This window comes from Paraburkholderia sp. SIMBA_054 (assembly GCF_046534875.1).
GTDB classification, from domain to species: Bacteria; Pseudomonadota; Gammaproteobacteria; order Burkholderiales; family Burkholderiaceae; genus Paraburkholderia; species Paraburkholderia hospita.
Genome location: NZ_JAWRXV010000079.1, coordinates 17,776 through 43,338, shown reverse-complemented (window position 1 = coordinate 43,338; position 25,563 = coordinate 17,776). Strand labels below are relative to the sequence as shown.

Sequence of the window (25,563 nt, the reverse complement as noted above, 5' to 3'; positions counted from 1 at the left end):
TCCCCGCACACCCGTTACCCATGTCCCCGGTCCATACACGGCGGCAAAGAAAAGTAGGTGCCGCCCCGCACAGGGGCCACGCGTGAAGCACGAAGGCATAGCGCGGATGCCAGCGAAAAGGCTAGAACAACCAAACCGGCCGTGCCACGAAGTCAAATCGCGGATGCCAGCGAAAAGCAAACCAAACCAACAGCCCAAAGGGCAAATCAAAAGCGTACGTTCAATGCGCCGCCGACGCCGCAGCGGCTGAATCCCCACCACCCGCACGCTCAGGCTTCGTCACCCAGATCAACGCAATCAGCGCAACAAATATCCCCGCCGAAATATAAAAGAGATCATTCACCCCAAGCTGCGCCGCCTGCTGCGTCGTCATCGAATTGACGAGCCCATACGCCTGCGACTGATTCAGCCCGAGCCCACTCATCTGCGTAACCGATTGATTGAACACAGGGTTATACGCATTCGCATGCTCGCTCAACTGCGCGTGATGCAGAATCGATCGATGATCCCACGCCGTCTCGAAGATCGACGTGCCGATCCCACCACACATGATCCGAACGAAGTTCGACAGCCCCGACGCCGCCGGAATCCGGTTCCCCGGCAACCCCGACAGCGTGATCGACACTAGCGGAATGAAGAAGCCCGCCATGCCGATCCCCTGGATCAACGTCGGCAGTATTAGCGAATAGGTATCAACGCCCGTCGTATAGCGCGAGCGCATCCAGAAACACAGCGCGAACACCAGAAACGACGCCGTCGAGATATAGCGCGGATCAGTGCGCGGCAGAATCTTGCCCGTCAGCGGCGAAAGAATGATCGCGAACACGCCGACAGGCGCCATCACGAGACCCGCGTCCGTCGCCGTGTAGCCGATGTCGGTTTGCAGCCAAAGCGGCAGCAGCACGAGATTGCCGAAGTACAGTCCATAGCCGATCGCGAGCGCCACCGTGCCGCCCGTGAAATTGCGCAGCTTGAACAGCGACAGGTCGACGACAGGATGCTTGTCCGTCAGCTCCCACACGATAAAGAACGCCAGCGCGATCACGGCCGTCAGCGCAAGCACCACGACCGTCGTCGATGAAAACCAGTCGAGATCCTTGCCCTTGTCGAGCATCACCTGCAACGAGCCGACCCACGTGATCAGCAGCAGGAGACCGACCATATCGATCGGCGCTTTCTTAATGACGGAATCGCGGTTGCGGAAGATCGCCCATGTGGCGAGCGCGGCGATGATCCCGACCGGGATATTCACGTAGAAAATCCACGGCCACGAGATGTTGTCGGAAATCCAGCCACCAAGAATAGGACCGGCAACGGGCGCGATCAATGTCGTCATCGCCCACATCGATAGCGCCATCGGCGCCTTCGCACGTGGATAACTCGCGAGCAGCAGCGTTTGCGACAGCGGAATCATCGGACCGGCCACGGCGCCCTGCAACACGCGCGAGGCGAGCAGGAACGGCAGGTTCGGCGAGAGCCCGCACATCCACGACGAGATCACGAACAGCACGATCGACGCCATGAACAGGCGCACCTGGCCGATGCGGTCGGTGAGCCAACCGGTGAGCGGCACGGAGATCGCATTGGCGACCGCGAACGACGTGATCACCCACGTGCCCTGGTCGGACGACACGCCGAGGTCGCCGGAGATCGACGGAATCGACACGTTTGCAATCGACGTGTCCAGCACGTTCATGAAAACGGCGAGCGACACCGCGATGGTGCCGATCACCAGTTGCGCGCCCTCGAGCGGCGGGTGAGGGACTTGCGCTTGAGACTGAGCCATCTATTGTTCGAACCTTGTCTGATGCAGATGCGTGGCAGATGCGTGCCGCTTACATCAGCTTGGCCGCAGTCTTCGAGCCCGTCGCCGCCTTCTGCGGCTGACCTGCATTCGGGCCGGCGTTTTCAGTGATGATGCGAGCGATTTCCGCGTCGGCCTGATCGCCGTACTTTTCGAATACGTTGGTCTGATACACGGTGTTCACTGCGCTGCCGAGCTCGCCGCCCGTGTCGTCCTTGATGCTCACTTCGACCTGCATCGACAGGCCGATGCGCAGCGGATGCTTCTCCAGTTCCTGCGGATCGAGCGCGATACGCACGGGCAGACGCTGCACGACCTTGATCCAGTTACCCGTCGCGTTCTGCGCGGGAAGCAGCGAAAACGCCGAACCCGTACCCGCCGAGAAGCCGACCACCTTGCCCTGATACTTGACGGACGAGCCGTACACGTCCGCCGTCAGTTCGACGGGCTGGCCGATGCGCATGTGCTTGAGCTGCACTTCCTTGAAGTTCGCATCGACCCACACGGCGTTCAGCGGCACGATCGCCATCAGCGGATTGCCCGGCGCGACACGCTGGCCGACCTGCACCGAGCGCTTCGCGACATAGCCCGTGACGGGCGCGGGCAGTGTGTTGCGCGCGTTGTTCAGATACGCGTCGCGGACCTTGGCGGCCGCGGCCTGCACGTTCGGGTGGCTCGCGATCGTCGTGTTCGCCGTCAGCGCGCGGTTAGACGCGAGTTGCTGCTGCGACGCGTCGAGCGCGGCTTGCGCGCTCTTGACGGCGTCGCGAGCGTGCGAGATTTCTTCCTGCGAAACAGCGCCCGTCTGGGCGACCTGCATGCGGCGCTTCAAATCGTCCTGCGCGCGCGACAGGTCCGATTGGCGCACGGCAACCTGCGCCTGGTACTGGCTGTCGTCGGCGTAGAGGCCGCGCACCTGGCGCACGACCTGGCCGAGATTCGCTTCCGCGGATTGCAGCGCGATGCGCGAGTCGGCAGGATCGAGCATGACAATCGGATCGCCGACCTTGACGGTCTGCGTGTCGTCCGCGTTCACGGCGATGACGGTGCCCGTCACCTGCGGCGTGATCTGCACGACGTTTCCGTTCACGTACGCGTCGTCGGTCTCTTCGTGGAAGCGCGCGACGAGGAAGTAGTAGAGGCCGTACGCGATCGCGGCAATCAGGATCACGATGACGAGCAGCGTCATCATGCGCTTGCGTTTGCCGTTGCTGGCCGGCTGCGCGTTCGCGGGTTGTTGGGGCGTGCTCATGGATATGCTCCGGATTCTGTCAGTTTGTATCGTTTATTCGGATCGCAATCGGGTGTGCGTGTGCGTTTCTTTGCTGGGGCGCTCAGTTCGCCGCGTGGGCCGTCGAGGCCGACGAAGCGGGCGCATCCGTCGGCACGATGAGGCCCGTCTGCGTCGCGTCGAAACCGCCGCCGAGCGCCTTGATCAGCGCGATCTGCAGATCGCGGCGGCGCATCTTCAGGTTCGTCACGGTCTGTTCGGCGGCGAGGCGATTCTGGTCGGCCGTCAGCACCTGCAACTGCGGCGAGAGCCCTGCCTTGTAGCGGATCACGGCGAGGTCGTACGCTTTCGTCGACGCGTCGAGCGCGCGCTGCGCGTCGCCTTGCTGATGGTCTAGCGAGCGGATCGACGAAATCTCCGTGGCGACGTCCGAGAGCGCGCTGATGAGCGTCTGATTGTAGTTTGCGATGTCGAGGTCGAAGTCGGCGTAGCGGCCTTTCAGTTGCGAGCGCAGCGCGCCGGCGTCGAAGATTGGCAGATGGATTGCCGGGCCGAACTGGATCTGGCGGCTCGACGAGGTCAGGAATTTGCCCCAGCCGAACGCATCGAAACCGAAGCCGGCAGCGAGGTTCACGTCCGGGAAGAACTCGGCCTTCGCTTCCTTCACGTCGTGCATCGCGGCTTCGACCTGCCAGCGCGCGGCGACGATGTCCGGGCGGCGGGAGATGAGATCGGCCGGCACGTTGTCGGGCAGGGTGACGGCGCCGCCCGGGTTGAACGTTGGTTTGGCGATCTGCAGGCCGCGGTCCGGCCCTTTGCCGAGCAGCGCGCCGAGTTGGTAGCGCGTGGTCGTGATCTGGCCGTCGAGCTCCGTCAGGTTCGACTGGCTCGTCGCGATGTTGCCGTTGGCCGTCTGACGTTCGACGTTGGTGTCCAGGCCGGCTTTTACGCGGTCGTTCGCGATGACACCGATCGTCTGACGATTCTTGATCTCGCGCTCGGCGATGTCGCGCAGTGCATACAACTGCGCAAGCGAGTTGTACGTGCGCGCAACCGACGCGGCGAGCGTCACGCGCGCCTGCTGCATGTCCGCTTCGGCGGCTTTTTCCTGCGACACGGCCTGGCCGAGCCGCTGGCGATTCTTACCCCACAGGTCGAGATCCCAGGAAGCGCTGGCGAGCACATTGTTTTCGCTGTACCAAGTCCCACCGAAGGGCGGCGGGAACAGCGCATTTTCGGAATACAGCTCGCGGGTCCACGAATAGCTGCCTTCGACCTTCGGATAAAGCGCCGACTTCGACGATTCGATATAGGACGAAGCCTTCGCGATACGCGCCTGCGCCTGCGCGATCGACGGATTGCCTTCGAGCGCTTCCGCGATCAGCTTCGGCAACTGCGGGTCGCCGAACTGGCTGGCCCAATCGAGCGCCGGCCACTGGCCGCCTTCGGCGGGCAGGCTTTGCGACGCTTCGAACTGCGAGGTCGACGCAATCTGCTTGTCGTCCTTGAGATCGAAGTAATTCGCGCAGCCGGCGAGGGCGAATGCCGCCACGGCCGCGGCGACGGCCGCACGACCCGACGAAGCGGGCGCGGGCCTGGAAAGGAATTTCATCGCTCGACTCTTTGCGTGTAATGGCATTTTTCTATAATGGACGATGCAACTAATTTCTTACGATTTGTTATCGGTATTACTTGCCGAGTCACGGGTTTCGCTGAACACTTCGCAGCTGTTCGCGAGCACGCGTCTCAGAAGGCTTTTGAGGAATCCCGTTTCCTCTGGCGAAAAGCCGGATAGCAGTTTCTCGGTCACGCTGGTGAAAACAGCCGGCATGCGCGCGGCGATTGCGTGACCTTCGGCCGTCAGCGCAAGGCGCACCGCGCGCCGGTCTTCAGCGCTGCGCACCCGCGTGAGCAGGCCGCGTTTTTCGAGGCGATCGATCAGGCGCGTGACGGCGCTGGCGTCGATGCCGTATTCCCGCGCGAGTTCGGCGGCGAGCACGCATTTGCCGCTGGCAACCATAAACAGCACGCTGGCCTGCTGGCTGGTGATGCCGAGTTCGGCCATCGTGCGTTGCGTCACGAGGTTCGACATGGTCGACTTCACGCGGGAAATCAGATAGCCGACGCTCTCGCCCAGCTGGTATTCGCTGACCTCAGGCGATGGCGTGTGGGACGGTTCGGTCATGATTCTCGTGCGAATGCAATGGTTGACTATGCAGGATTGTAGAGACGAATAATTGACGCGGCAAGCGTTATTACAGCTTAGGCAAGGATCTTTCTCGCGTCAGAGGAGAGTGCGCAGCGGCTGCGAGCAGCGAGGCGCGTGTCGCTTTATCGAGACGAAGGAGCGCGCTATCGGGGAATACCAGAAACGCGTCACTCGTACGTGCTATAATTATTGGTTCCCAAAAGTGCGCTTTGGGCTTGGCGAAGGTGGCTGGGCAGGTGGCGCACTCCATTCGTACCCCAGCGTCTCCAGGTTCCTATGTCCCGCGCTCTCCGCAATATCGCCATCATCGCTCACGTCGACCACGGCAAAACCACGCTCGTCGACCAGCTGCTCCGCCAGTCCGGCACCTTCCGCGAAAACCAGCAGATCGCTGAACGCGTGATGGATTCAAACGACATCGAAAAAGAGCGTGGCATCACCATTCTCGCCAAGAACTGCGCCGTCGAATACGAAGGCACGCACATCAACATCGTCGACACCCCGGGCCACGCCGACTTCGGGGGTGAAGTGGAGCGCGTGCTGTCGATGGTCGATTCCGTGCTGCTGCTCGTCGACGCGGTCGAAGGCCCGATGCCGCAAACCCGCTTCGTGACGAAAAAGGCGCTCGCGCTGGGTCTGAAGCCGATCGTCGTGATCAACAAGATCGACCGTCCCGGCGCGCGTATCGACTGGGTGATCAACCAGACGTTCGACCTGTTCGACAAGCTCGGCGCATCCGAAGACCAGCTTGACTTCCCGATCGTCTACGCGTCGGGCCTGAACGGTTATGCCGACCTGGACCCGAGCGTGCGCGAAGGCACGATGCGCCCGCTGTTCGAAGCGATTCTCGAGCACGTGCCCGTTCGCCCGGCCGATCCGGATGGTCCGCTGCAACTGCAGATCACGTCGCTGGATTACTCGACGTACGTTGGCCGTATCGGCGTGGGCCGTATCACGCGCGGCCGTATCAAGCCGGGTCAGCAGGTCGTGATCCGCTTCGGTCCGGAAGGCGAAATCCTGAACCGCAAGATCAACCAGGTGCTGTCGTTCGAAGGCCTCGAGCGCGTGCAGGTCGCCGAAGCCGAAGCCGGCGACATCGTGCTGATCAACGGCATCGAAGAAGTCGGTATCGGCGCGACCATCTGCGCGCCGGAAGCGCCCGAAGCGCTGCCGATGATCACCGTCGACGAACCTACGCTGACGATGAACTTCCTCGTGAATTCGTCACCGCTCGCGGGCAAGGAAGGCAAGTTCGTGACGAGCCGCCAGATCCGCGATCGTCTGATGAAGGAACTGAACCACAACGTCGCGCTGCGCGTGAAAGACACGGGCGACGAAACCGTGTTCGAAGTGTCGGGCCGCGGCGAGCTGCACCTGACCATCCTGATCGAAAACATGCGCCGCGAAGGCTACGAGATGGCCGTGTCGCGTCCGCGCGTGGTGCTGCATGAAGTCGACGGCGTGAAGCACGAGCCGTACGAACTGCTGACAGTCGATCTCGAAGACTCGCACCAGGGCGGCGTGATGGAAGAGCTGGGTCGCCGTAAGGGCGAAATGCTCGACATGGCGTCGGACGGCCGTGGTCGTACGCGCCTCGAGTACCGCATTCCGGCGCGTGGCCTGATCGGCTTCCAGGGCGAATTCCTGACGCTCACGCGCGGCACGGGCCTGATGAGCCACGTGTTCGACGAATATGCACCCGTCCGGGAAGGCTCGCTCGGCGAGCGCCGCAATGGCGTGCTGATCTCGCAGGACGACGGCGCTGCTGTCGCTTACGCGCTGTGGAAACTGCAGGATCGCGGCCGCATGTTCGTGAAGCCGGGCGACGCGCTGTACGAAGGCATGATCATCGGCATTCACAGCCGTGACAACGACCTCGTCGTGAACCCGATCAAGGGCAAGCAGCTGACCAACGTGCGTGCGTCGGGTACTGACGAAGCCGTGCGCCTCGTGCCGGCGATCCAGATGTCGCTGGAATACGCGGTCGAATTCATCGACGAAGACGAACTCGTCGAAGTGACGCCGCAAAGCATCCGTCTGCGCAAGCGCCATCTGAAGGAACACGAGCGCCGCCGCGCAAGCCGCGAAGCAGCCGTCGACTGATCGCGCGAAGCCTCGCGAAAGTCTCAGCAAAAAGCCGCCCTCGGGCGGCTTTTTGCATTGGCGTTGCGCGTTTCGCTGCAGAGCTTCCTATAAGCGCCTAAAGTATTCTTCTGCAGTGCCGCAAACACTGTTACGCAAGCATAAAACTTGCCGCAAAGCCCCGTAGCACGGGCTTTCCAGTTGAGACCTGTCCTATGTCAACTATGGGTTATGTGCTATGCTCCCGCGAGTGCAAGTTTAGGTCCTTCCAAGCAAGACTTGATTCGCGCAATCCGCTAAACGGTCAGGCCGTGTCGCGGAAGGTTCAGTAACCCGCTATTTCTCGAGAAGCTCGAAGAAAGGTGAGCGTAAAATGATGAAGCAATTCCAGTCGAACTCGTATCTGTTCGGCGGCAATGCTCCGTACGTAGAAGAGTTGTACGAAGCATATCTCGACAATCCCGCGTCAGTGCCCGAGACCTGGCGCAATTATTTCGACGCTCTGCAGAACGTTCCTGCATCGGATGGCACCAGTGCCAACGACGTGGCCCATGGCCCGATCGTCGAATCATTTGCTCAGCGCGCAAAGGCGAATGCCTTCCTGCCGCGCACGGGTGGTGAGGATCTCACCACCGCGCGTAAGCAGGTCTATGTGCAGTCCCTCATCGGCGCATATCGCTTCCTCGGCTCGCAGTGGGCCAACCTCGATCCGCTGAAGCGCCGCGAACGTCCGAACATTCCCGAGCTTGAACCTGCGTTCTACGACTTCACCGAAGCCGACATGGACCAGACGTTCAACACGAACAACCTGTACTTCGGTTTCGAACAGGCTTCGCTGCGGGACATCGTCAAGGCGTTGCGCGACACGTACTGCGGCACGATCGGCGCCGAGTACATGTACCTGAGCGATCCGGAACAGAAGCGCTGGTGGAAGGAACGTCTCGAATCGATCCGCTCCACGCCGAACTTCACGAATGACAAAAAGAAGCACATCCTGAACCGACTGACGGCAGCAGAAGGCCTCGAGCGCTTCCTGCACACCAAGTACGTCGGTCAGAAGCGCTTCTCGCTGGAAGGCGGCGAAAGCTTCATCGCGTCGATGGACGAAGTCGTGCATCACGCAGGCAAGAGCGGCGTGCAGGAAATCGTCATCGGCATGGCGCACCGCGGCCGTCTGAACGTGCTGGTCAACACGCTGGGCAAGATGCCCGCTGACCTGTTCGCCGAATTCGAAGGCAAGCACGTCGACGATCTGCCCGCAGGCGATGTGAAGTACCACAAGGGCTTCTCGTCGGATGTCGCAACGGAAGGCGGCCCGGTTCACCTGTCGCTCGCGTTCAACCCGTCGCACCTCGAAATCGTCAACCCGGTGGTCGAAGGTTCGGCGAAGGCCCGTATGGACCGTCGCGGCGACGAGAACGGCCTGCAAGTGCTGCCTGTGCAGATCCACGGCGACGCCGCCTTCGCAGGTCAGGGCGTCGTGATGGAAACGCTGAACCTCGCGCAAACGCGCGGTTACGGCACGCACGGCACGCTGCACATCGTCATCAACAACCAGATCGGCTTCACCACGTCCGACCCGCGCGACGCACGCTCCACGCTGTATTGCTCGGACGTCGTCAAGATGATCGAGGCGCCCGTGCTGCACGTGAACGGCGACGATCCCGAAGCGGTCGTGCTGGCTACGCAGCTGGCCATCGACTTCCGGATGCAGTTCCACAAGGATGTCGTGATCGACATCATCTGCTTCCGCAAGCTGGGTCACAACGAGCAGGACACGCCCGCCGTCACGCAGCCGCTGATGTACAAGACGATCGCCAAGCACCCCGGCACGCGCGCGCTGTACGCGGAAAAGCTGGTGCAGCAAGGCGTCATCACCGCCGATCAAGGCGATGAATTCATCAAGGCATTCCGCAAGGCGATGGACGAAGGTCACCACACGGTCGACCCGGTCCTGTCGAACTACAAGAGCAAGTACGCCGTCGACTGGGTTCCGTTCCTGAACCGCAAGTGGACGGACGCAGCCGACACGGCTGTGCCGCTCGCCGAACTCAAGCGTCTGGCCGAGCGTATCACGACGATCCCCGAAGGCTTCAAGGTTCACCCGCTCGTCGAGCGCGTGATCAACGACCGCCGTGCAATGGGCCGTGGCGAAGCGAAGCTCGACTGGGGCATGGGCGAGCATCTGTCATTCGCGTCGCTGGTCGCATCGGGTTATGCCGTGCGCCTGACGGGTCAGGACTCGGGCCGTGGCACGTTCACGCACCGTCACGCAGTGCTGCACGACCAGAACCGCGAACGCTGGAACGACGGCACGTACGTGCCGCTGCAGAACATCGCCGAAGGTCAGGCGAAGTTCACGGTGATCGACTCGGTGCTGTCCGAAGAAGCCGTGCTCGGCTTCGAATACGGCTACTCGACGGCTGAGCCGAACACGTTCGTCGCGTGGGAAGCGCAGTTCGGCGACTTCGTGAACGGCGCGCAGGTCGTGATCGACCAGTTCATCTCGTCGGGCGAAGTGAAGTGGGGCCGCGTGTCGGGCCTGACGATGCTGCTGCCGCACGGCTACGAAGGCCAGGGTCCGGAGCACTCGTCGGCGCGTATCGAGCGCTTCCTGCAACTGTGCGCAGATCACAACATGCAGGTCGTACAGCCGACAACGCCGGCACAGGTTTTCCACCTGCTGCGCCGCCAGATGATCCGCCTGTTCCGCAAGCCGCTCGTCGTCTTCACGCCGAAGTCGCTGCTGCGTCACAAGGAAGCCGTGTCGGATCTGTCGGAACTCGCGAAGGGCTCGTTCCAGCCGGTTCTCAGCGAAACGGACGATTCGATCGATGCCAAGAAGGTCAAGCGCGTGCTGGTCTGCTCGGGCCGCGTGTACTACGACCTGCTTGCGCATCGCCGCGAAGCGAAGGCGCAGGACGTCGCGATCGTGCGTATCGAACAGCTCTATCCGTTCGCGCACAAGCAGTTCGAATCCGAACTGAAGAAGTACGACAACGCAACCGAAGTGGTGTGGGTGCAGGACGAGCCGCAGAATCAGGGCCCGTGGTTCTACATCGAACATCACCTGCGCGAAGGCATGAAGGAAGGACAGAAGCTGGCATACAGCGGCCGTCCCGCTTCGGCTTCGCCCGCTGTCGGCTACTACGCGAAGCACTACGAGCAGCAGAAGGCGCTGATCGAAGGCGCGTTTGGCCGTCTGAAAGGCGCGTCCATCGTTAAATAACCACAGAGAGCGAACCGGGAAAGCGCTGAGCGCTTTCCCGCCCACGTCTGAATCACCCATGTAAGCGCGGCAATCACGCGCGACAATCAGACGCGGCTCGCACAAGGTTCGTTGTCATCCGATACGTATTCAGAGAAATCAAATGGCTATTGTTGAAGTCAAGGTCCCCCAGCTGTCCGAGTCGGTCTCGGAAGCCACGATGCTGCAGTGGAAGAAGAAGCCGGGCGAAGCTGTCGCCCAGGACGAAATCCTGATCGAAATCGAAACCGACAAGGTCGTGCTCGAAGTGCCGGCTCCGTCGGCAGGCGTGCTCGCGCAGGTCATCAAGAACGACGGCGATATCGTGGTCGCCGACGAAGTGATCGCGAAGATCGATACGGAAGGCAAGGCGGGCGAAGCGGCTGTCGAAGCCGAAGTCAAGCCGGCTCCGCAAGCTGAGCCGGCAGCAGCGGCTGCACCGGCACAGGCTGCCGCTGTGGCAGGCGCAAGCACCACGGCATCGCCGGCTGCGACGAAGATTCTGGCCGAGAAGGGCGTCGCTGCGGGCGACGTCGCCGGCACGGGCCGCGATGGCCGCATCACGAAGCAGGATGCCGTCGCCGCAGGCGCACCGGCTGCCAAGGCTGCGCCGGCACCGGCAGCAGCGCCCGCGCGCGCTGCCAAGCCGGCCTTGCCGCAAGTGGGCGCGCCGGCATCGGCCGACCAGTGGCTCAAGGACCGTCCGGAACAACGCGTGCCGATGTCGCGTCTGCGCGCGCGTATCGCTGAGCGTCTGCTCGAGTCGCAGCAAACCAACGCCATCCTCACGACGTTCAACGAAGTGAACATGGCGCCCGTGATGGACCTGCGCAACAAGTACAAGGACAAGTTCGAGAAGGAACATGGCGTGAAGCTCGGCTTCATGTCGTTCTTCGTGAAGGCGGCTGTCCACGCGCTGAAGAAGTTCCCGCTGGTGAACGCGTCGATCGACGGTAACGACATCGTCTATCACGGCTACTTCGACATCGGTATCGCCGTCGGCTCGCCGCGCGGCCTCGTGGTGCCGATCCTGCGCAACGCAGACCAGATGAGCCTCGCGGACATCGAGAAGAAGATCGCCGAATTTGGCCAGAAGGCGAAGGACGGCAAGCTGTCGATCGAAGAAATGACGGGCGGCACGTTCTCGATCTCGAACGGCGGCGTGTTCGGCTCGATGCTGTCGACCCCGATCATCAACCCGCCGCAATCGGCGATCCTCGGCGTGCACGCGACGAAGGAACGCGCAGTGGTCGAAAACGGCCAGATCGTGATCCGCCCGATGAACTATCTGGCGCTGTCGTACGACCACCGTATCATCGACGGCCGCGAAGCCGTGCTGTCGCTGGTCGCGATGAAGGACGCGCTGGAAGATCCGGCTCGTCTGCTGCTCGACCTGTAATGCATGATGCGCGGCGGCTTGAAGTTATGAGCCGCCGTCGCGATATATGCATCAGGTGTCTCTCGCATTTCCGCAGTATCTGAAGCCACGCGCGCCGCGAAGCGCGGCCGCGTCGGTTAGCCAAAAAGGATAGTCATGTCCAAAGAATTTGACGTCGTCGTGATCGGTGCCGGTCCCGGCGGCTACATCGCGGCCATTCGCGCTGCGCAGCTCGGCAAGTCGGTTGCCTGTATCGAAAAGTGGAAGAACCCGGCCGGCGCGTTGAAGCTGGGCGGCACGTGCCTGAACGTCGGCTGCATTCCGTCGAAGGCGTTGCTCGCGTCGTCGGAAGAGTTCGAAAACGCGTCGCATCACCTCGCGGACCACGGCATCAGCGTGGAGAACGTGAAGGTCGACATCGCGAAGATGCTGGCCCGTAAGGAAGGCATCGTCGAAAAGATGACGAAGGGCATCGAGTTCCTGTTCCGCAAGAACAAGATCACGTGGCTCAAGGGCCACGGCAAGTTCACGGGCAAGACGGACGCCGGCGTGCAGATCGAAGTGTCGGGCGAAGGCGAGACGGAAGTGGTCACGGCAAAGAACGTGATCATCGCGACGGGCTCGAAGGCGCGTCACCTGCCAAACGTCCCCGTCGACAACAAGATCGTCGCGGATAACGAAGGCGCTTTGTCGTTCACCGAAGTGCCGGAGAAGCTCGCCGTGATCGGCGCGGGCGTGATCGGCCTGGAGCTGGGCTCGGTGTGGCGCCGCCTGGGCTCGGAAGTCACCGTGCTCGAAGCGCTGCCCGAATTCCTCGGCGCCGCCGACCAGGCGCTCGCGAAGGAAGCCGCCAAGCAGTTCAAGAAGCAAGGCCTCGACATTCACGTTGGCGTGAAGGTCGGCGAAGTGAAGGCCAGCGACAACAGTGTGTCGATCGCGTACACGGACAAGGACGGCAACGCGAAGACGCTCGACGCGGACCGCCTGATCGTGTCGATCGGCCGCGTGCCGAACACCGACAACCTCGGCCTCGAAGCGATTGGCCTGAAGGCGAACGAGCGCGGCTTCATCGACGTCGACGACCACTGCGCGACGTCGGTGCCGAACGTGTACGCGATCGGCGACGTGGTGCGCGGCCCGATGCTCGCGCACAAGGCCGAAGACGAAGGCGTGCTGGTCGCCGAAATCATCGACGGCCAGAAGCCGCATATCGACTACAACTGCGTGCCGTGGGTCATCTACACGGAACCGGAAATCGCGTGGGTCGGCAAGACGGAACAGCAGTTGAAGGCTGAAGGCCGCGAAGTCAAGACGGGCCAGTTCCCGTTCATGGCGAACGGCCGCGCGCTCGGCATCAACAAGGCGGATGGTTTCGTCAAGATGATCGCTGACGCGAAGACGGACGAACTGCTCGGCGTGCACATCATCTCGGCGAATGCGTCGGATCTGATCGCCGAAGCGGTTGTCGCGATGGAGTTCAAGGCTGCGTCGGAAGACATCGGCCGTATCTGCCACCCGCACCCGTCGCTGTCTGAAGTGATGCGTGAAGCGGCGCTCGCCGTCGACAAGCGCGCGCTGAACATGTAAGACGCATCTGCCCGGTTCTGAATTACGCTGAACATGGGCTGAAAGCGAAACACGACGAAGGCGGGTGGGTTGAATCCCTCCCGCCTTCTTCATTGCTGTCTCACACAATGAACGTCACCGAATACTACGAGCAGGAACTGCAGACCCGGGGATACGAGTCCGATCCGGCACAACGCGCGGCCGTCGATCGTCTGCAACAGTGCTATGAAGAGTGGGCTGCGTATAAGGCACGTCGTCCGAACGCCTTTATGAAGCTGATCATGCACCCTGATCTGCCGAAGGGTGTCTATATGTGGGGTGGCGTAGGGCGCGGAAAGAGCTTCCTGATGGACAGCTTTTACGCAGTCGTGCCGCTCGTGCGTAAGACGCGTCTTCATTTTCACGAGTTCATGCGAGAAGTGCATCGCGAACTCGAAGAACTGAAAGGGCAGGCCGATCCGCTTGACGAACTCGCACGGCGCGTTGCGAAGCGTTATAGGCTGATCTGCTTCGACGAATTCCACGTATCGGATATCGCGGACGCGATGATCCTGTACCGGCTGCTCGATCGCCTGTTCACGAACGGCGTGCAGTTCGTGATGACGTCCAACTACGATCCCGATCTGCTCTATCCCGACGGCCTGCATCGCGACCGTCTGCTGCCTGCCATCGAGTTGATCAAGAGCAAACTAGATGTGATCAACGTCGATGCTGGCGTCGATTACCGGCGGCGCACGCTGTCGCAGGTCGAGGTGTATCACACGCCGCTCGGCGCCGCCTCCGACAAGGCGCTGCGCGACGCATTCGGCAAGCTCGCCGCCGTGCCCGACGAAAGCCCGCTGTTGCGTATCGAGAAGCGCGAACTGAAGGCGCTGCGCCGCGCGGACGGCGTCGTCTGGTTCGATTTCGCGACGCTGTGCGGCGGCCCGCGCTCGCAGAACGACTACCTCGAACTGGCGAGCCGCTTCCACGCGGTGATTCTGTCCGGCATTCCGCAGATGACGCCTCGTATGCAATCCGAAGCGCGCCGTTTCACGTGGCTGATCGACGTTTTTTACGATCACAAGGTCAAGCTGCTGATGTCGGCCGCCGTGCCGCCCGAGGAACTCTATACAGAAGGGCCGATGGCCAACGAGTTCACGCGCACGGTTTCGCGTATCGTCGAGATGCAGTCGCAGGAATATCTGGATACGCCGCGACGGATCGTCGATACATCGTTGACCTGATCAAATTCCCACCCAAGGCCGCCCCGTTTGGGATAGCGCGATACGCGCTGAACCATGCGGCAGCGGCTGCCGATGCATTTTCAAGATTCGGATTGGTCTGATATTCGGTAGTGGGGCGACTCTATATCGTCGAAATACTCTTGACGAATGGAGATCCCATGACCCCCTATCGCGATATTAGTGATGAAGAATGGCAGCGCATCGCGCCGCTGCTGCCGGAACTGCGTCCGCGTTCCGAACTGCGCGGCCGGCCGCTTGCCAACACCCGCTCCGTGCTCAACGGCGTGCTCTGGGTGATCTACAGCGGCGCTACCTGGTCCGCCATGCCGCGTAAATACCCCTCTTATCAAACCTGTCACCGCCGTTTCAAGGCGTGGCATCAGGCTGGCGTACTGCAACGTGTGATGGACCAGCTGTTCGGCGACGCAAGCGGCGAACTGTGCAACACGATGGAATCACGCATGCGCACCCACGCGCCGAACGTGGCTGCAGCCGCGAACGATGCCGCGCAGCCATCCGTGCCTGCCACGCCGCTGTTCGCGCCGCCGTCTGGCGTGCCTGCAGCACCGCTGGTGTTCGACTACACCAGTCCCTTCAAGAACGCGGCATGACGGATCGAACGAATTGAGCGCGCGCGACAACAAAAAGCCGGTCTGGCGAGACTAAACGCCAGACCGGCTTTTTTACGTCCTGCTGCGGCGCTCGCCGAAAAGCGAGCACCGCGCGACAACCTCAGTTCTGGCGAATCCACGTCTGCGAACGCCCCAGCAGCGATACGCCAATATACCCGCGCACCACCAGCTTCTGCCCGCCGTCTTCGACGTGCATCTTGCATTTGTAGAGCTTGCCGTTCTCCGGGTCGAGAATCTGCCCGCCGTCCCAGCCTTCGCCGTCCTTTTTCATATCGTCGATGATCGTCATGCCGAGAATCGGCTGATCTTTGCGCGCGTCCGTGCAGGCGGTGCAGCGGCGATCCGCTTGATCGTTCGGGTTGAGCCCCTTGATGACCTTGCCGCTCAGCCTGCCGTTCCCGTCCTGCGTGATCTGCACGAGTGCTTTGGGCTGGCCCGTGTGATCGTCGATGGTTTGCCATGTGCCGACAGGCGTGTCGGTTTGTGCGAATGCTGTGACGGTGCCCGCGAGCAACGCACCGGCCACGACAGCCTGTTTCAACGTAGTGCCGAGCGCAAAGCGCGCGCGTCGGGTGAGTGATGTCATTGTCGTCCTCCTTGTTGAAAATCGTCGCGATGAATGTCGCGCGGCGCCGTGTGAGTGCTGATGCGAGGCGGCGCCATGCCTGTCTTTCGATGCATGGGAGAGGGCAGAATACGTGAAAGTATCCGCCCCGTTTGATAGTGAATGCTCTAATTGGTGCATGTTCTGGCAACGACGCATGAGTCGGTTCAATTGATACGAGAACGTCGCGTTGATGCGCGGATTGCGCGACGCGCTCTCGACGGCCGCCTTCGCGACGGACCGATCCAGGCTGTAATACTTCGCGTCGGAGATGCGAAAGCCGGGTGCCACCGAAGCAAGCTTCTTCGGCTGCGATGTGCCCGCATGCAGATAGACGCGCGCCATGTCGAACGAAACATACGGTGTGAAGGTGCGCAGATACGTGAAGCTGGGCGCAATCGCGCGATTGATTTCGAGCGACGCGCCCCACCACGAATCGCCCGATGTCTCGCCCGGTTGATAGCCCTGCGCGAAGCGTTGCGCGCCAAATGAAATCTGCTCGGAAGTCGGCAGCGTGTCGGGGCTGCATTGGCCCGTCGCGGCGACCATCGTGTCGATGCCGGGCGGCCACTCGTTGGTTTGTGGAAAGCTTGCGCCCGTGCGCACGAAGGTGATCGAAGCGGGATTGACGGTCGTCGTGCCGGGGATGTTCGAGTCGCCGGCTTTGCCCGCGCCGAGTATGTCGAACGCCTTCGCGACGTTGATGCTGGCCTTGCGCGCCTGGCCCGTCTGCACGTCCGCATAGTCGGCCTGCAACTGCATCACGCCTACCTGCGAGCGCAGCCCGATCGCCGCGCCCGTGATCGCATTGTTGGAGCGGTCTTCATCGTGCGAAGCGTAGGGCGTGACCGTTCCCGACAGAGTGCGCGCGTTGCTCAGGATGAGCGGAGACGACAGCGAACCGCCGATCCTGTCGTTGATCACCGTCCGTTCCGCATATGAAGGCAAGCCGGAGTTGTCCTTCGGATTGCCGCGATAGTGCGACGCGTCGATCTTCGCGCTCATGCCTTCACTGCCGATGGGCGGTGCACCATGTGCCGCGAGATAGGTGACGTGGTCGGGCCCAAGCGGCTCGCGTCGCTACCGGATACTCCGTACTGGCTCGCGGACGCCGTCGCCGACACGTACTTCTCCGGCAACGTGCGCGAGCTGCGCAACCTGGTCGAACGGATCGGCGTGACGGTGCGGCAGATCGGCGCGTGTGATGCGGCGCGGCTGCACCGGCTGCTTGCGGTTGCGCGCAGCAATCAGCCGGTGCCTGCCGAGAGCGCGGCGGAAGTGCTTGTCGATCGCAGCAAGGGGGATATGGCCGAGCGCAGCCGCGTGCTCGCCGCGCTCGATGCGAACAGCTGGCGCCGCCAGGATACGGCGCAATACCTCGGCATTAGCCGCAAGGTGTTGTGGGAAAAGATGCGTAAGTACCAAATTTTCGACGAGGAACCCGAAACTCGTGAAAGTGAGTAATAATCGAACGGTTTTGCAAAACTAAAACACGACACGAGCAGAAATTACATGGACCAGAAGTCGAAAGTTCGACACATCGTGATGTCGGCAATGATCGTTTTCGGGGGCGTTCAAGGGGTCTACGCGCAGAGTTCTGCCAGTAACGGCACGGACGACGCAGCGGGTGTGATCGCTGCGCAGACGACGCCAGCTGCTGCTCCCGTCACTGCGGACAGTCAAACGATTGCGCTCACGCCGGACGAGGCGAAGCAGTCTGCGACGGGCAATGTCGCGGAACTGCAACAGAAGATTCACGGCGCCGATACCACCGAGCTGCGCACGACCTACAACGGCAGCTACGGGGCAAGCCTGTTGTTCTATGGCAAGGACATGACGTACTACGTCGCGCTCTTCCAGCAGAAGAACTTCTGGCGCGTGATCAAGACGCAGGACGAAGCGCGCGCCGAGCAGATCTACCGCGACTTCGCGCGTCAGACGGCGCAGCTGTCCGATGTCGAAATCCGCCGCACCAAGCTCGAAGCGCAGAAGGCGTACACGGATCACCTCGTCGCGCTGTCGCAGGAACGCGCGAACCGCCTGCAGGCCGACCTGAACATCGCGCACGAGCAGCAGACCATCGTCAACAGCATGCAGCAGCAGACCCGTGCGGAAGCTACGGCGCTTGCGCAGCAGAAGGCGCAGTCGCAGGAGCAGTTGCGCGTGGCGCAGCGCCAGGTGCGCGATCTGCAGCGTCAGCTCGAAAGCGGCTTGCCGGTGCGCTGACGTTGCAAGAGCCGCGCTGGCCTTCGGCGGCTTCGCGGCTCGCCCTGCGTGTTTGACCAGACCCTCGCCGCGCATCTGACCATGCGCGGGGGTTCGTTCGTCTGCGCCTCTGCCATGCGTTTGCGTCGACGCATGCGGCGATGGCAACGTGAACCGTGCATCCGCGCACGGCACGCTCTTCGTCGTCGGTCACACGGCCGTCTTTATCCATCCCGCGTGCGCGTAGCGTCCGCGGATGGTACATCTCGCCTCGCAACTGTCTTCCTCAGCGCGACTTCTTCTGCTTGCCTTGACGGTTATCGTCGTCGTCCTCGTCGGGATCGACCGCGATCGGGTCGCTGGCGGGAAAGGTCTCGTCGAGCGCCTCGTCGAGGCGTTCGTCGCTGGACGGATGTTTGTCGGGCGCCTTTGGGGTGGGGTGTTTCGAAGTGGACATGACAGGCTCCGCTACGTGGATTGAAGTCAGCATAACGCAATCAGGCCATCGCAGTCGCCGAGGCCAATGGCATAGGCCAAACGCACATAAAAACGCACGCGGCGTTGCGCGAATTGCACGCGGAGCAGCAACTCAGGTTGAAGATCGCGAAAGCATGTTGTAGGTTCCATGCAGGCCAATGGAATTTCTCGCGGGATCGTTCGTTATAACGGTGTCACACGACGCCGGCGCACACGAAAGCGCCGGGCGCAGATGGCTTACGAGGGCGACCATGCAACCGAACGGATATGGCAGCGGACAGCGCTTGAACGCGTCACATGTTGTCGAATCGGAACTGGAGCATCTGGAGTGGGCAATGCGTCAGCCGATGGTGCATCTGCTGAATGCCCGCTATTGGCAGCGACGGGTGCTCGAAGTGAAGTGCGGGTATGAACTGACTGCCCAGCAGGGCGTGCGGATCGAGAGGATGCTCAAGCAGCTGGCCAGTCGTCCCGGCTAGCCAGCCGCCCGTGTTGCAGTGCAGGCGCGCTGGGCGCGCGCCGCATTCTACGATGTAGCCTGTTGGGCTTATTCGGCCTTATTCAGTGCTGCCGCCGCCGTTGTTATTACCCTGATCGTTACCATTATTGCCCGTGCCGTACAGACGCCGGCGGCGGGTGACGACCACGGGAGCGTCCGACGACGAAGACCGGTCCGACGGCCCTTGCGACGCGCCATACGACTCACGCGGCTCGCGCGGTTCCCGGGGCTCGCGATGTTCACGCGAGCCGTGCGGGCCGCGTGCGGAATGCTCGCCATGCGAAGGCCGTCCTGCGCGCGGCGCGGGGCGCGTACCCGTGTCCAGCTGGATCGTGGAAATGGCGCGCTTGTAGATGCCTTGCAGCCCGACGGGCGTGCGCAGCATCACCAGATACTGGTCGAACGACTCAATGCAGCCCGTCAGGCGAATGCCGTTGACGAGGTAAATCTCAACGCGCTTACGTTCTTTGCGCGCTGCGTTCATAAAGTCGTTTTGCGGATGCGATTCTGCGGAAGGCATGGACAATTGTGTGTAGAGAAACGGTTGTTCGCCGTGATTTTACCCGTTGTCGCTTTATGGCGACATGATGGGTCCCAAACGTCGAACGGGGTTGACGCCCACTATAACCACTTGTGGGCGCGGAAGCATCCTTTAAAGATCAAGTGTAACGTTGAGTTACCAAATCCATGCGGCGCTATGCGCGCCAGCCAACGTTGACGGGCGGATGAAGGCGCCAGACGGCGTCGCAACGCGCGCTCGCACCAGACGAAAGATGTCGCCATTGGCGAATGCCGCGGAATAAAACGCCCGTCACGAGCGTTTATCGGTCAGGCATCGCACGAAAGCCGCGAAGCCGCGAGAAGGAAAGACGGAAGTGTCAGTAGCACGCATCAGAAATGGGCGTCCGTCTTTGCAGAAGGTTTCCTCAACTGTCCAATTGGTCACCGGCGTCGCGTCATCTGTCGCTCGCGCGCGTGCCGCCGGTTCAACGCATGGCCACGCGATACGTCGCGCCTCGCCGTGCAGGAGGTTCTACATGAAAGTGTCCAGACTGGTATCGGCTGTATTCGTCGTGCTCGCGCTCGGGATGGCGTCCCTCTCGCTGACCGCGTGTCAATCCACGGGCGACATGAGTTCGTCGGGTGGGAGCAGCAGCGGCACGAGCGGCAGCGGTGGCGGCTATTGACGATGCCTGTGCTCGCATGACGGCTTGCGCCGGGTGAACTTCGAAGCGGAAGTGATCTCGTGGCTCCCGCAGTTGCGGCGCTATGCGCGCGCGCTGACGGGTGACCCAGCTTGGGCGGACGATCTGGTTCAGGATACGGCCGAGCGCGCGCTCGCGCGCTGGAAGGGCTTTCGCCCCGACAGCAATCTGCGCGCGTGGCTGCTGACGATCCTGCGGCACCTGTATATCGACCAGTTGCGCGTGCGCCGCGAAATCGCCGTCGACGACGAGAGCGCGCCCTGGCGCAATCTCGAAGCGCCGCGTGGCGAAGTCGACGGTCTGGTGTTGCGCGATGTGCAGCGCGCGCTTTATTGTCTGCCCGTCGAGCAGCGCGAGGTGATGTTGCTGGTTTGCGTGGAGGAGTTGAGCTATCAGGAGGCGTCCGTGGCGCTCGGCGTGCCGATCGGCACGGTGATGTCGCGGCTGTCTCGCGCCCGTGAGCATATGCGGGCACTGTTGATGGAAGGGCCCGTTCACAAGTCGCCGTCGCTGAAAGTGGTGAAGGCCAGGTGAGAAGCGCGCAATGAACAACGACGAAAACACTACCGGTTCCGCGAACGCGCCTGATCTGCGCGCGCTGTCGGCATTCGTCGACAGCGAGTTGCCCGAGAGCGAGCGCGCCGCGGTGCGCGAGCATCTGGCGCGCGACCCGCAGGCGTCCGCACAGGTCGCGTCGTGGCGCGCGCAGAAGGCCGCGCTGCAGGCGCTGTGCGGCGCGCCCGAACGCGAGGAGCCACCGTTCATCGTGCTGCGCGCGCGCATTCCATGGTGGCGCCGCGTGGCTGTCGCCGCGTGCTGGCTCGCCGTCGGCGCGGGCCTGGCGCTCGCGCTCGGCCCGCTCGTGCCGCGCCTTGGCGGTGGCAATGGCGACGTGATGTCGTTCGCGCGGCGCGCGGATATCGCGTATGCCGTCTATACGCCGGAGCGCCGTCATCCCGTCGAGGTGGTGGCCGCCGAGGAAGAGCATCTGATCAACTGGCTGTCGAAGCGCCTGAACCGCCACCTGTCCGTGCCGTCGCTGCAGGAGTACGGCTATACGCTCGTCGGCGGACGGCTGTTGCCGGGAGAGGCGGGGCCCGCCGCGCAATTCATGTATGAGAACCAGAGCGGCGCGCGGCTCACGCTCTACGTAACGGGCATCCCGAAGGACGAGACCGCGTTCCGGCTATTCCGCGACGGCAACCGGCGCACCTTCTACTGGATCAGTGACCACATGGGCTACGCGCTGTCGGGGCCGATCGAGGAAGACAAGCTGCGCTCGATCGCGATCGAAGTGTGCGGCGAACTGGGCGGCCGTCCGGAGACGTGGCAGTAGTTGTCGCGCCGCATCGTCTCTCCCAACGCCGGAAACATCGTGTAACACGATGCACGTCGCCGCTTCCCGCGCGGCAGGAATAGCGCCTTGCGCACAAGCGTTTAAGTTGTGCAGGCGCGTGATTTTTCGCTCCCGGCGAATCTGCAGCGGCGATTGGCCGCGCGTCCTGCAAGGCGAATCGATGGCGTCTTTACGGCGACGGCACACGTACGTGCCGCAACGCCGCACCGTCGGGCAGGACACATCATGCGTACTTTGTTTGGACTCGGCGCGACGCTGTGCGTGTGCGCCGGATGCGCGGTGCCGGCTTCACCGCCCGTTGCCGCGCAAGAGGCGCTCAACGATCAGATGATATGCCGCAACATCGTCGGCCAGGCGGAGATCGACGGCACGACGCAGCAGATCAGCGGGCTCGCTTGCCAGCAGCCGGATGGGACATGGCAGATCCAGCAGGGCGGCGACGCGGCCGCCGTCGTCTATCCGATTCCCGCCTATCCTTACTATGACCCGTGGTATTGGGGGCCACCTGTCGCCGTGGGCTTCGGCGCGCCGTTCGTGTTCGTCGACCGGTTCCACCATTTCCATCACATGAACCACGTGCATTGGGGGCGGCCGGGCGGCGGATTCCACGGAACGGGTGGAATGCACGGCTGGGGCGGTGGGCACACATGGGGCGGCATGGGTGGCATGGGCGGCGGGCATCGGCGTTGATCGTGCGCGATGCGTGTCGCGCGAATGCCTTTCGCCGCTTTGGTCGCTTCCGTCGACTGCCAGTAATGAACAAACTCTAACGAGCTACAGCCAGCAACCCAGCAAGCCGATAGCGCTTCGACACGACGAGAGGACACCTTGACACGCATCCTGCCGCCGGACATTTCCGCCGCGACGTTCGACCGCGCGCTCGCCGCCTTCGAGGCGATCGTCGGCGCCACCCAGGTCGCGTCGTCACCAGCAAGCCTTGCGCCTTATGCCGATCCGTTTGCACCGGGCCCGCTGGCGGCGTCATTCGTGCCGTCGGCGGTGCTGTTGCCCGCGAGCGTCGATGAGATTCGCGCGATCCTGCGCGTCGCGAACGAGTACCGCATTCCGCTCTGGACGGTGTCGACGGGACGCAACTTCGCGTACGGCGGCGCGGCACCGCGTTTGCCGGGATCGGTGGTGCTGGATCTGCAGCGGATGAACAGGATTCTCGCCGTCGACGAGCAGCTCGCCTATGCGCTCGTCGAACCCGGCGTCAGCTACTTCGATCTGCATCACCATCTGCGCGAGCGCGGCTACAAGCTGTGGGTCGATCCGCCCGCGGCGGGCTGGGGCAGCATCGTCGGCAACACGCTCGAACGCGGCTTCGGCACGACCGCCTACGGCGATCACGCGGCGGCGCAGTGCGGGATGGAAGTGGTGCTCGCGAATGGCGACCTCGTGCGCACGGGCATGGGCGGGATCGAGATCGGCACGTCGTGGCAGGCGTTCAAGTATGGCTATGGACCGTCGTTCGATCCGATGTTCATGCAGTCGAACTACGGCATCGTCACGAAGATGGGCGTCTGGCTGATGCCCGCGCCGAGCGCGTATCTGCTGGGCGAAGTCCAGTTTAAGCGCGACGACGATCTGGAAGCGGTCGTCGAGACGTTGCGGCCGTTGCGGCTGAACGGCACGATCGGCAACCAGGCCGTGATCGAAGGCGCGCTTCGCCGCGCGGCGGGCATCGGGCCGCGCTCGCAGTGGTATCAGGGCAAGGGCGTGATGCCGGAGAGCGCGATCGCGTCGATGACCGAGGCGCTGAAAATTGGCCGCTGGAATCTGCATTACGCGCTCTACGGCGAGCGCGAAGTGATCGATGCGCAAGAAGCGATCGTGCGACGCGCGTTTGGCCGTATTCCGGGTGCGCGGATGCTGTCGAAAACCTACGACGGCAACGCGGAGCCGGAGGCGGGCGGCGATCGCAACCTCGCCGGCATTCCGGGCATGACGGCATTCCGCATGCTCGACTGGCGCGGCGGCAGCGGCGCGCATGTCGACTTTTCGCCCGTCTGTCCGGCGACGGGTCGCGACGCGATGCGCCAGTATTCGATGGCCAAGGCGCGCGCCAACGAATACGGCTTCGACTACTACGGCGGCTTCACATCGGGCGAGCGGCATCTGCATCACATCGCCGCGGCGATCTTCGACAAGAGCGACGCGCGGCAGAGCGAACTGGCCGCCGATCTGCTGCGCGCGTGGATGAGCGACGCGCACGGCGCGGGTTACGGCGAGTACCGCTCGCATCTCGTCTACATGGACTTCGCGGCGGCGCGCTACAACTTCAACGACGGCGCCATGCTGCGGCTGTCGGAGACGATCAAGGACGCGCTCGATCCGACGGGTATTCTGTCGCCGGGCAAGCAGGGCATCTGGCCAAAGGCGTTTCGCAACTGGCGCGGATATACGTGAACCATGAGCGTGAGGGCATGACATGCAGCGGCGCACATTCATCGCAACGGGCGCATGGCTGTCGGCGGCACCGGCTTTCAGCGTGCCGTGGCTTCATCTGGACGGGATGCGCGCCGACCTCGCGCTGATCGACACGGCGCTGGCCGAATCCACGGCGCTGAGCGATCACGCCGCACGCATGGGTGTGCCCGTTTTCGACGTGAGCGCCACGCCGCACGCCGATATCGCCGCGCTCTGGTACGACACGCTCGCGCCACGCGTGATGCGCTCGGGCGGACGGCTGACGCTCGTCGGTGTCACGCGCGCTGCTGATTTCTTCGTGCTCGCGCGGCTCGCGCTGCCACCCGCCGCGCCGATCACGCACGCGCGCAGCGTGCCGCAGCGCGCGTCGGTCGCGTTCGCGCTCACGACCTGATCAGAACCGGTACTCGGGGTTTTTGGGATCGAACGCCATGTCGTCGAAGGTCTTCGGCGTGATCGTCAGGAACACGATGCGTTCGAAAATCTGTCCGTCGTTGCCGTACGATTCGGCCATCCGGAAATACGGGTGCCGCAGATCGAGTCCGAGCACTTCCTTTTTCGCGTAGTACTCGGGTTGGCCCGTGGGCGTTTCGTAGGTGAAGGCAATGACGCGCACGCCGTCGACGGTTCGCACGTCGATTTCCGCGGGCCGCGTGATGCCCACATTGGCGAATTTTTTGCCTTCGTCGAGAAACTGCTGCGCGATGAACTCGATACCGAGATCGCGCACCTGATGGTTCGATTGTGACCGCGCCAGCGTGCCGTTGATCGACGTCCACAGCGGGATGATATTGAAGATGCCGCCGAGATGGCCGTACATCTCATCGGCGCGCTTCGACGCGTCGTAGATGATTTCCTGGCCTGAATGCGGGCCGTCGGGCAGCCATCTGCCGTAGATGCGCAGCGGCTCGTGCGTGAGCCGCACGAGCATGTGATCGGGCCGGCGCGGCCAGATTCCGCGAATGCGCTCCTGGCGCAGCATCGTGAATTCGTACGACGGGTAGCCGTTCGGTCCTTCCTCGATATAGCGCGGCAGCGTGAGCGGATCGAACGATTCGAACAGCGCGACGAGCTGCGCGTCGTCCATCTGTTCGAGTGCGCCGCTTTGCGCGGCGTTGCGCAGCCATTTGACCTGCTGCTCGAGCGGCAGCTTCGCGGCATTCGCGACGGCCTCACTGGCGCCCAGCGTGACCTGCGGGGCGATATGCGCGGCGAGCGCGGATGCATCGTTCTGCGCGGCGGCGGCCCCCGCGATCAACACGCAGGCCAGCTGCGCGACGATTAGCGATAGCCAGCGCGAGCCAGCACGCCAGCGACGACTGAACCGATAGCGCGAACGCTTTTCCACAAACTCCGGGTGACGCATCAATCGCTCCCAAAAGCGCGGAAGGCTTCGCCATTGCTACGCGGT

The 25,563-nt window shown here is 62.7% G+C and carries 22 protein-coding genes and 2 pseudogenes; 15 read left to right on the top strand and 9 right to left on the bottom strand.

The genetic code is table 11. From position 1 onward, the window contains the following. Nucleotides 1-220 precede the first annotated feature (220 nt). The 4 genes from SB822_RS48430 to SB822_RS48415 form a co-directional block, all read right to left on the bottom strand. On the bottom strand, nucleotides 221-1,786 hold the full coding sequence (locus SB822_RS48430) for a DHA2 family efflux MFS transporter permease subunit (protein ID WP_410858083.1): 1,566 nt from the start codon (nucleotides 1,784-1,786) through the stop codon (nucleotides 221-223). A gap of 49 nt (nucleotides 1,787-1,835) precedes the next feature. Then, a complete protein-coding gene (locus tag SB822_RS48425) occupies nucleotides 1,836-3,056 on the bottom strand; it encodes an EmrA/EmrK family multidrug efflux transporter periplasmic adaptor subunit (protein WP_090838426.1) in 1,221 nt (406 codons plus the stop codon). A gap of 82 nt (nucleotides 3,057-3,138) precedes the next feature. Beyond that, the gene (locus SB822_RS48420; protein ID WP_090838424.1) at nucleotides 3,139-4,647 is read right to left on the bottom strand and encodes an efflux transporter outer membrane subunit; all 1,509 of its coding nucleotides are present in this window, start codon (nucleotides 4,645-4,647) and stop codon (nucleotides 3,139-3,141) included. Between the two features lie 57 nt (nucleotides 4,648-4,704). Further along, the gene (locus SB822_RS48415; protein ID WP_007587418.1) at nucleotides 4,705-5,220 is read right to left on the bottom strand and encodes a MarR family winged helix-turn-helix transcriptional regulator; all 516 of its coding nucleotides are present in this window, start codon (nucleotides 5,218-5,220) and stop codon (nucleotides 4,705-4,707) included. A 300-nt stretch (nucleotides 5,221-5,520) separates the two neighbouring features. Here SB822_RS48415 and typA point away from each other — a divergent pair, with 300 nt between their 5' ends. The 6 genes from typA to SB822_RS48385 all read left to right on the top strand — a co-directional run bounded on the left by typA (nucleotide 5,521) and on the right by SB822_RS48385 (nucleotide 15,354). Beyond that, on the top strand, nucleotides 5,521-7,347 hold the full coding sequence (typA, locus tag SB822_RS48410; RefSeq protein ID WP_007587417.1) for a translational GTPase TypA: 1,827 nt from the start codon (nucleotides 5,521-5,523) through the stop codon (nucleotides 7,345-7,347). A gap of 352 nt (nucleotides 7,348-7,699) precedes the next feature. Continuing rightward, a complete protein-coding gene (locus SB822_RS48405; RefSeq protein WP_007587416.1) occupies nucleotides 7,700-10,555 on the top strand; it encodes a 2-oxoglutarate dehydrogenase E1 component in 2,856 nt (951 codons plus the stop codon). A 142-nt stretch (nucleotides 10,556-10,697) separates the two neighbouring features. After that, nucleotides 10,698-11,972 carry a 2-oxoglutarate dehydrogenase complex dihydrolipoyllysine-residue succinyltransferase gene (gene odhB, locus SB822_RS48400; RefSeq protein ID WP_007587415.1) on the top strand — a complete coding sequence of 425 codons (1,275 nt, stop codon included), beginning with the start codon at nucleotides 10,698-10,700 and terminating at the stop codon, nucleotides 11,970-11,972. A 135-nt stretch (nucleotides 11,973-12,107) separates the two neighbouring features. After that, the gene (gene lpdA / locus SB822_RS48395; protein ID WP_090838422.1) at nucleotides 12,108-13,538 is read left to right on the top strand and encodes a dihydrolipoyl dehydrogenase; all 1,431 of its coding nucleotides are present in this window, start codon (nucleotides 12,108-12,110) and stop codon (nucleotides 13,536-13,538) included. A gap of 107 nt (nucleotides 13,539-13,645) precedes the next feature. Further along, nucleotides 13,646-14,743: a cell division protein ZapE gene (zapE, locus tag SB822_RS48390; RefSeq protein ID WP_079499452.1), complete on the top strand. Its 1,098-nt coding sequence runs from the start codon at nucleotides 13,646-13,648 to the stop codon at nucleotides 14,741-14,743. A gap of 158 nt (nucleotides 14,744-14,901) precedes the next feature. Beyond that, a complete protein-coding gene (locus tag SB822_RS48385) occupies nucleotides 14,902-15,354 on the top strand; it encodes a transposase (protein WP_007587408.1) in 453 nt (150 codons plus the stop codon). A gap of 121 nt (nucleotides 15,355-15,475) precedes the next feature. Here SB822_RS48385 and SB822_RS48380 read toward each other — a convergent pair whose 3' ends face one another. Together SB822_RS48380 and SB822_RS48375 are read right to left on the bottom strand one after the other, a co-directional pair. Beyond that, nucleotides 15,476-15,961 carry a DUF2147 domain-containing protein gene (locus SB822_RS48380; RefSeq protein WP_079482311.1) on the bottom strand — a complete coding sequence of 162 codons (486 nt, stop codon included), beginning with the start codon at nucleotides 15,959-15,961 and terminating at the stop codon, nucleotides 15,476-15,478. 186 nt (nucleotides 15,962-16,147) lie between these two features. Then, nucleotides 16,148-17,050: pseudogene (locus SB822_RS48375) on the bottom strand (ShlB/FhaC/HecB family hemolysin secretion/activation protein); the annotation flags it as partial. On the opposite strand from SB822_RS48375, the pseudogene SB822_RS48370 reads away from it, so the two are divergent. Both SB822_RS48370 and SB822_RS48365 read left to right on the top strand, forming a co-directional pair. Beyond that, a pseudogene (locus SB822_RS48370) lies at nucleotides 17,024-17,443 on the top strand (helix-turn-helix domain-containing protein); the annotation flags it as partial. The pseudogenes SB822_RS48375 and SB822_RS48370 overlap by 27 nt on opposite strands. A 48-nt stretch (nucleotides 17,444-17,491) precedes the next feature. Then, nucleotides 17,492-18,205: a DUF2968 domain-containing protein gene (locus tag SB822_RS48365; RefSeq protein ID WP_007587404.1), complete on the top strand. Its 714-nt coding sequence runs from the start codon at nucleotides 17,492-17,494 to the stop codon at nucleotides 18,203-18,205. Between the two features lie 265 nt (nucleotides 18,206-18,470). Here the strand turns inward: SB822_RS48365 and SB822_RS48360 are convergent, their stop codons facing one another. Further along, nucleotides 18,471-18,641 carry a hypothetical protein gene (locus SB822_RS48360; protein ID WP_007587403.1) on the bottom strand — a complete coding sequence of 57 codons (171 nt, stop codon included), beginning with the start codon at nucleotides 18,639-18,641 and terminating at the stop codon, nucleotides 18,471-18,473. 271 nt (nucleotides 18,642-18,912) lie between these two features. Here SB822_RS48360 and SB822_RS48355 point away from each other — a divergent pair, with 271 nt between their 5' ends. After that, nucleotides 18,913-19,140, top strand: coding sequence for a hypothetical protein (locus SB822_RS48355; RefSeq protein WP_007587399.1), 228 nt, complete (start codon nucleotides 18,913-18,915; stop codon nucleotides 19,138-19,140). A 78-nt stretch (nucleotides 19,141-19,218) separates the two neighbouring features. Here SB822_RS48355 and hfq read toward each other — a convergent pair whose 3' ends face one another. Further along, on the bottom strand, nucleotides 19,219-19,680 hold the full coding sequence (hfq, locus tag SB822_RS48350) for an RNA chaperone Hfq (RefSeq protein WP_007587398.1): 462 nt from the start codon (nucleotides 19,678-19,680) through the stop codon (nucleotides 19,219-19,221). A 517-nt stretch (nucleotides 19,681-20,197) separates the two neighbouring features. Between hfq and SB822_RS48345 the strand changes: the two genes are divergently transcribed. The 6 genes from SB822_RS48345 to SB822_RS48320 all read left to right on the top strand — a co-directional run bounded on the left by SB822_RS48345 (nucleotide 20,198) and on the right by SB822_RS48320 (nucleotide 24,546). Then, nucleotides 20,198-20,347, top strand: coding sequence for a hypothetical protein (locus SB822_RS48345; RefSeq protein WP_007587397.1), 150 nt, complete (start codon nucleotides 20,198-20,200; stop codon nucleotides 20,345-20,347). Nucleotides 20,348-20,380: 33 nt separating this feature from the next. Continuing rightward, on the top strand, nucleotides 20,381-20,899 hold the full coding sequence (locus SB822_RS48340; protein ID WP_007587396.1) for a sigma-70 family RNA polymerase sigma factor: 519 nt from the start codon (nucleotides 20,381-20,383) through the stop codon (nucleotides 20,897-20,899). A 10-nt stretch (nucleotides 20,900-20,909) separates the two neighbouring features. Further along, the gene (locus tag SB822_RS48335) at nucleotides 20,910-21,701 is read left to right on the top strand and encodes an anti-sigma factor family protein (protein WP_090838418.1); all 792 of its coding nucleotides are present in this window, start codon (nucleotides 20,910-20,912) and stop codon (nucleotides 21,699-21,701) included. A gap of 246 nt (nucleotides 21,702-21,947) precedes the next feature. Further along, nucleotides 21,948-22,412 (top strand): hypothetical protein, encoded by a 465-nt coding sequence (locus SB822_RS48330; protein WP_090838430.1) that lies wholly within the window; start codon nucleotides 21,948-21,950, stop codon nucleotides 22,410-22,412. 138 nt (nucleotides 22,413-22,550) lie between these two features. Then, entirely contained in the window at nucleotides 22,551-24,131 is a 1,581-nt protein-coding gene (locus SB822_RS48325; RefSeq protein WP_090838416.1) for an FAD-binding oxidoreductase, read from the top strand. A gap of 22 nt (nucleotides 24,132-24,153) precedes the next feature. Further along, nucleotides 24,154-24,546, top strand: a complete 393-nt coding sequence (locus SB822_RS48320; protein WP_090838414.1) for a hypothetical protein — start codon at nucleotides 24,154-24,156, stop codon at nucleotides 24,544-24,546. On the opposite strand, the gene SB822_RS48315 is transcribed toward SB822_RS48320, so the two are convergent. After that, nucleotides 24,547-25,518 (bottom strand): DUF1571 domain-containing protein, encoded by a 972-nt coding sequence (locus SB822_RS48315; RefSeq protein ID WP_007587391.1) that lies wholly within the window; start codon nucleotides 25,516-25,518, stop codon nucleotides 24,547-24,549. It abuts the gene before it with no gap. Nucleotides 25,519-25,563: the final 45 nt, after the last annotated feature.

Coding starts and splice junctions, on each gene's coding strand:
- SB822_RS48430 (WP_410858083.1), bottom strand. CDS start 1,786: ATGGCTCAGTCTCAAGCGCAAGTCCCTCACCCGCCGCTCGAGGGCGCG.
- SB822_RS48425 (WP_090838426.1), bottom strand. CDS start 3,056: ATGAGCACGCCCCAACAACCCGCGAACGCGCAGCCGGCCAGCAACGGC.
- SB822_RS48420 (WP_090838424.1), bottom strand. CDS start 4,647: ATGAAATTCCTTTCCAGGCCCGCGCCCGCTTCGTCGGGTCGTGCGGCC.
- SB822_RS48415 (WP_007587418.1), bottom strand. CDS start 5,220: ATGACCGAACCGTCCCACACGCCATCGCCTGAGGTCAGCGAATACCAG.
- typA (WP_007587417.1), top strand. CDS start 5,521: ATGTCCCGCGCTCTCCGCAATATCGCCATCATCGCTCACGTCGACCAC.
- SB822_RS48405 (WP_007587416.1), top strand. CDS start 7,700: ATGATGAAGCAATTCCAGTCGAACTCGTATCTGTTCGGCGGCAATGCT.
- odhB (WP_007587415.1), top strand. CDS start 10,698: ATGGCTATTGTTGAAGTCAAGGTCCCCCAGCTGTCCGAGTCGGTCTCG.
- lpdA (WP_090838422.1), top strand. CDS start 12,108: ATGTCCAAAGAATTTGACGTCGTCGTGATCGGTGCCGGTCCCGGCGGC.
- zapE (WP_079499452.1), top strand. CDS start 13,646: ATGAACGTCACCGAATACTACGAGCAGGAACTGCAGACCCGGGGATAC.
- SB822_RS48385 (WP_007587408.1), top strand. CDS start 14,902: ATGACCCCCTATCGCGATATTAGTGATGAAGAATGGCAGCGCATCGCG.
- SB822_RS48380 (WP_079482311.1), bottom strand. CDS start 15,961: ATGACATCACTCACCCGACGCGCGCGCTTTGCGCTCGGCACTACGTTG.
- SB822_RS48365 (WP_007587404.1), top strand. CDS start 17,492: ATGGACCAGAAGTCGAAAGTTCGACACATCGTGATGTCGGCAATGATC.
- SB822_RS48360 (WP_007587403.1), bottom strand. CDS start 18,641: ATGTCCACTTCGAAACACCCCACCCCAAAGGCGCCCGACAAACATCCG.
- SB822_RS48355 (WP_007587399.1), top strand. CDS start 18,913: ATGCAACCGAACGGATATGGCAGCGGACAGCGCTTGAACGCGTCACAT.
- hfq (WP_007587398.1), bottom strand. CDS start 19,680: ATGCCTTCCGCAGAATCGCATCCGCAAAACGACTTTATGAACGCAGCG.
- SB822_RS48345 (WP_007587397.1), top strand. CDS start 20,198: ATGAAAGTGTCCAGACTGGTATCGGCTGTATTCGTCGTGCTCGCGCTC.
- SB822_RS48335 (WP_090838418.1), top strand. CDS start 20,910: ATGAACAACGACGAAAACACTACCGGTTCCGCGAACGCGCCTGATCTG.
- SB822_RS48330 (WP_090838430.1), top strand. CDS start 21,948: ATGCGTACTTTGTTTGGACTCGGCGCGACGCTGTGCGTGTGCGCCGGA.
- SB822_RS48320 (WP_090838414.1), top strand. CDS start 24,154: ATGCAGCGGCGCACATTCATCGCAACGGGCGCATGGCTGTCGGCGGCA.
- SB822_RS48315 (WP_007587391.1), bottom strand. CDS start 25,518: ATGCGTCACCCGGAGTTTGTGGAAAAGCGTTCGCGCTATCGGTTCAGT.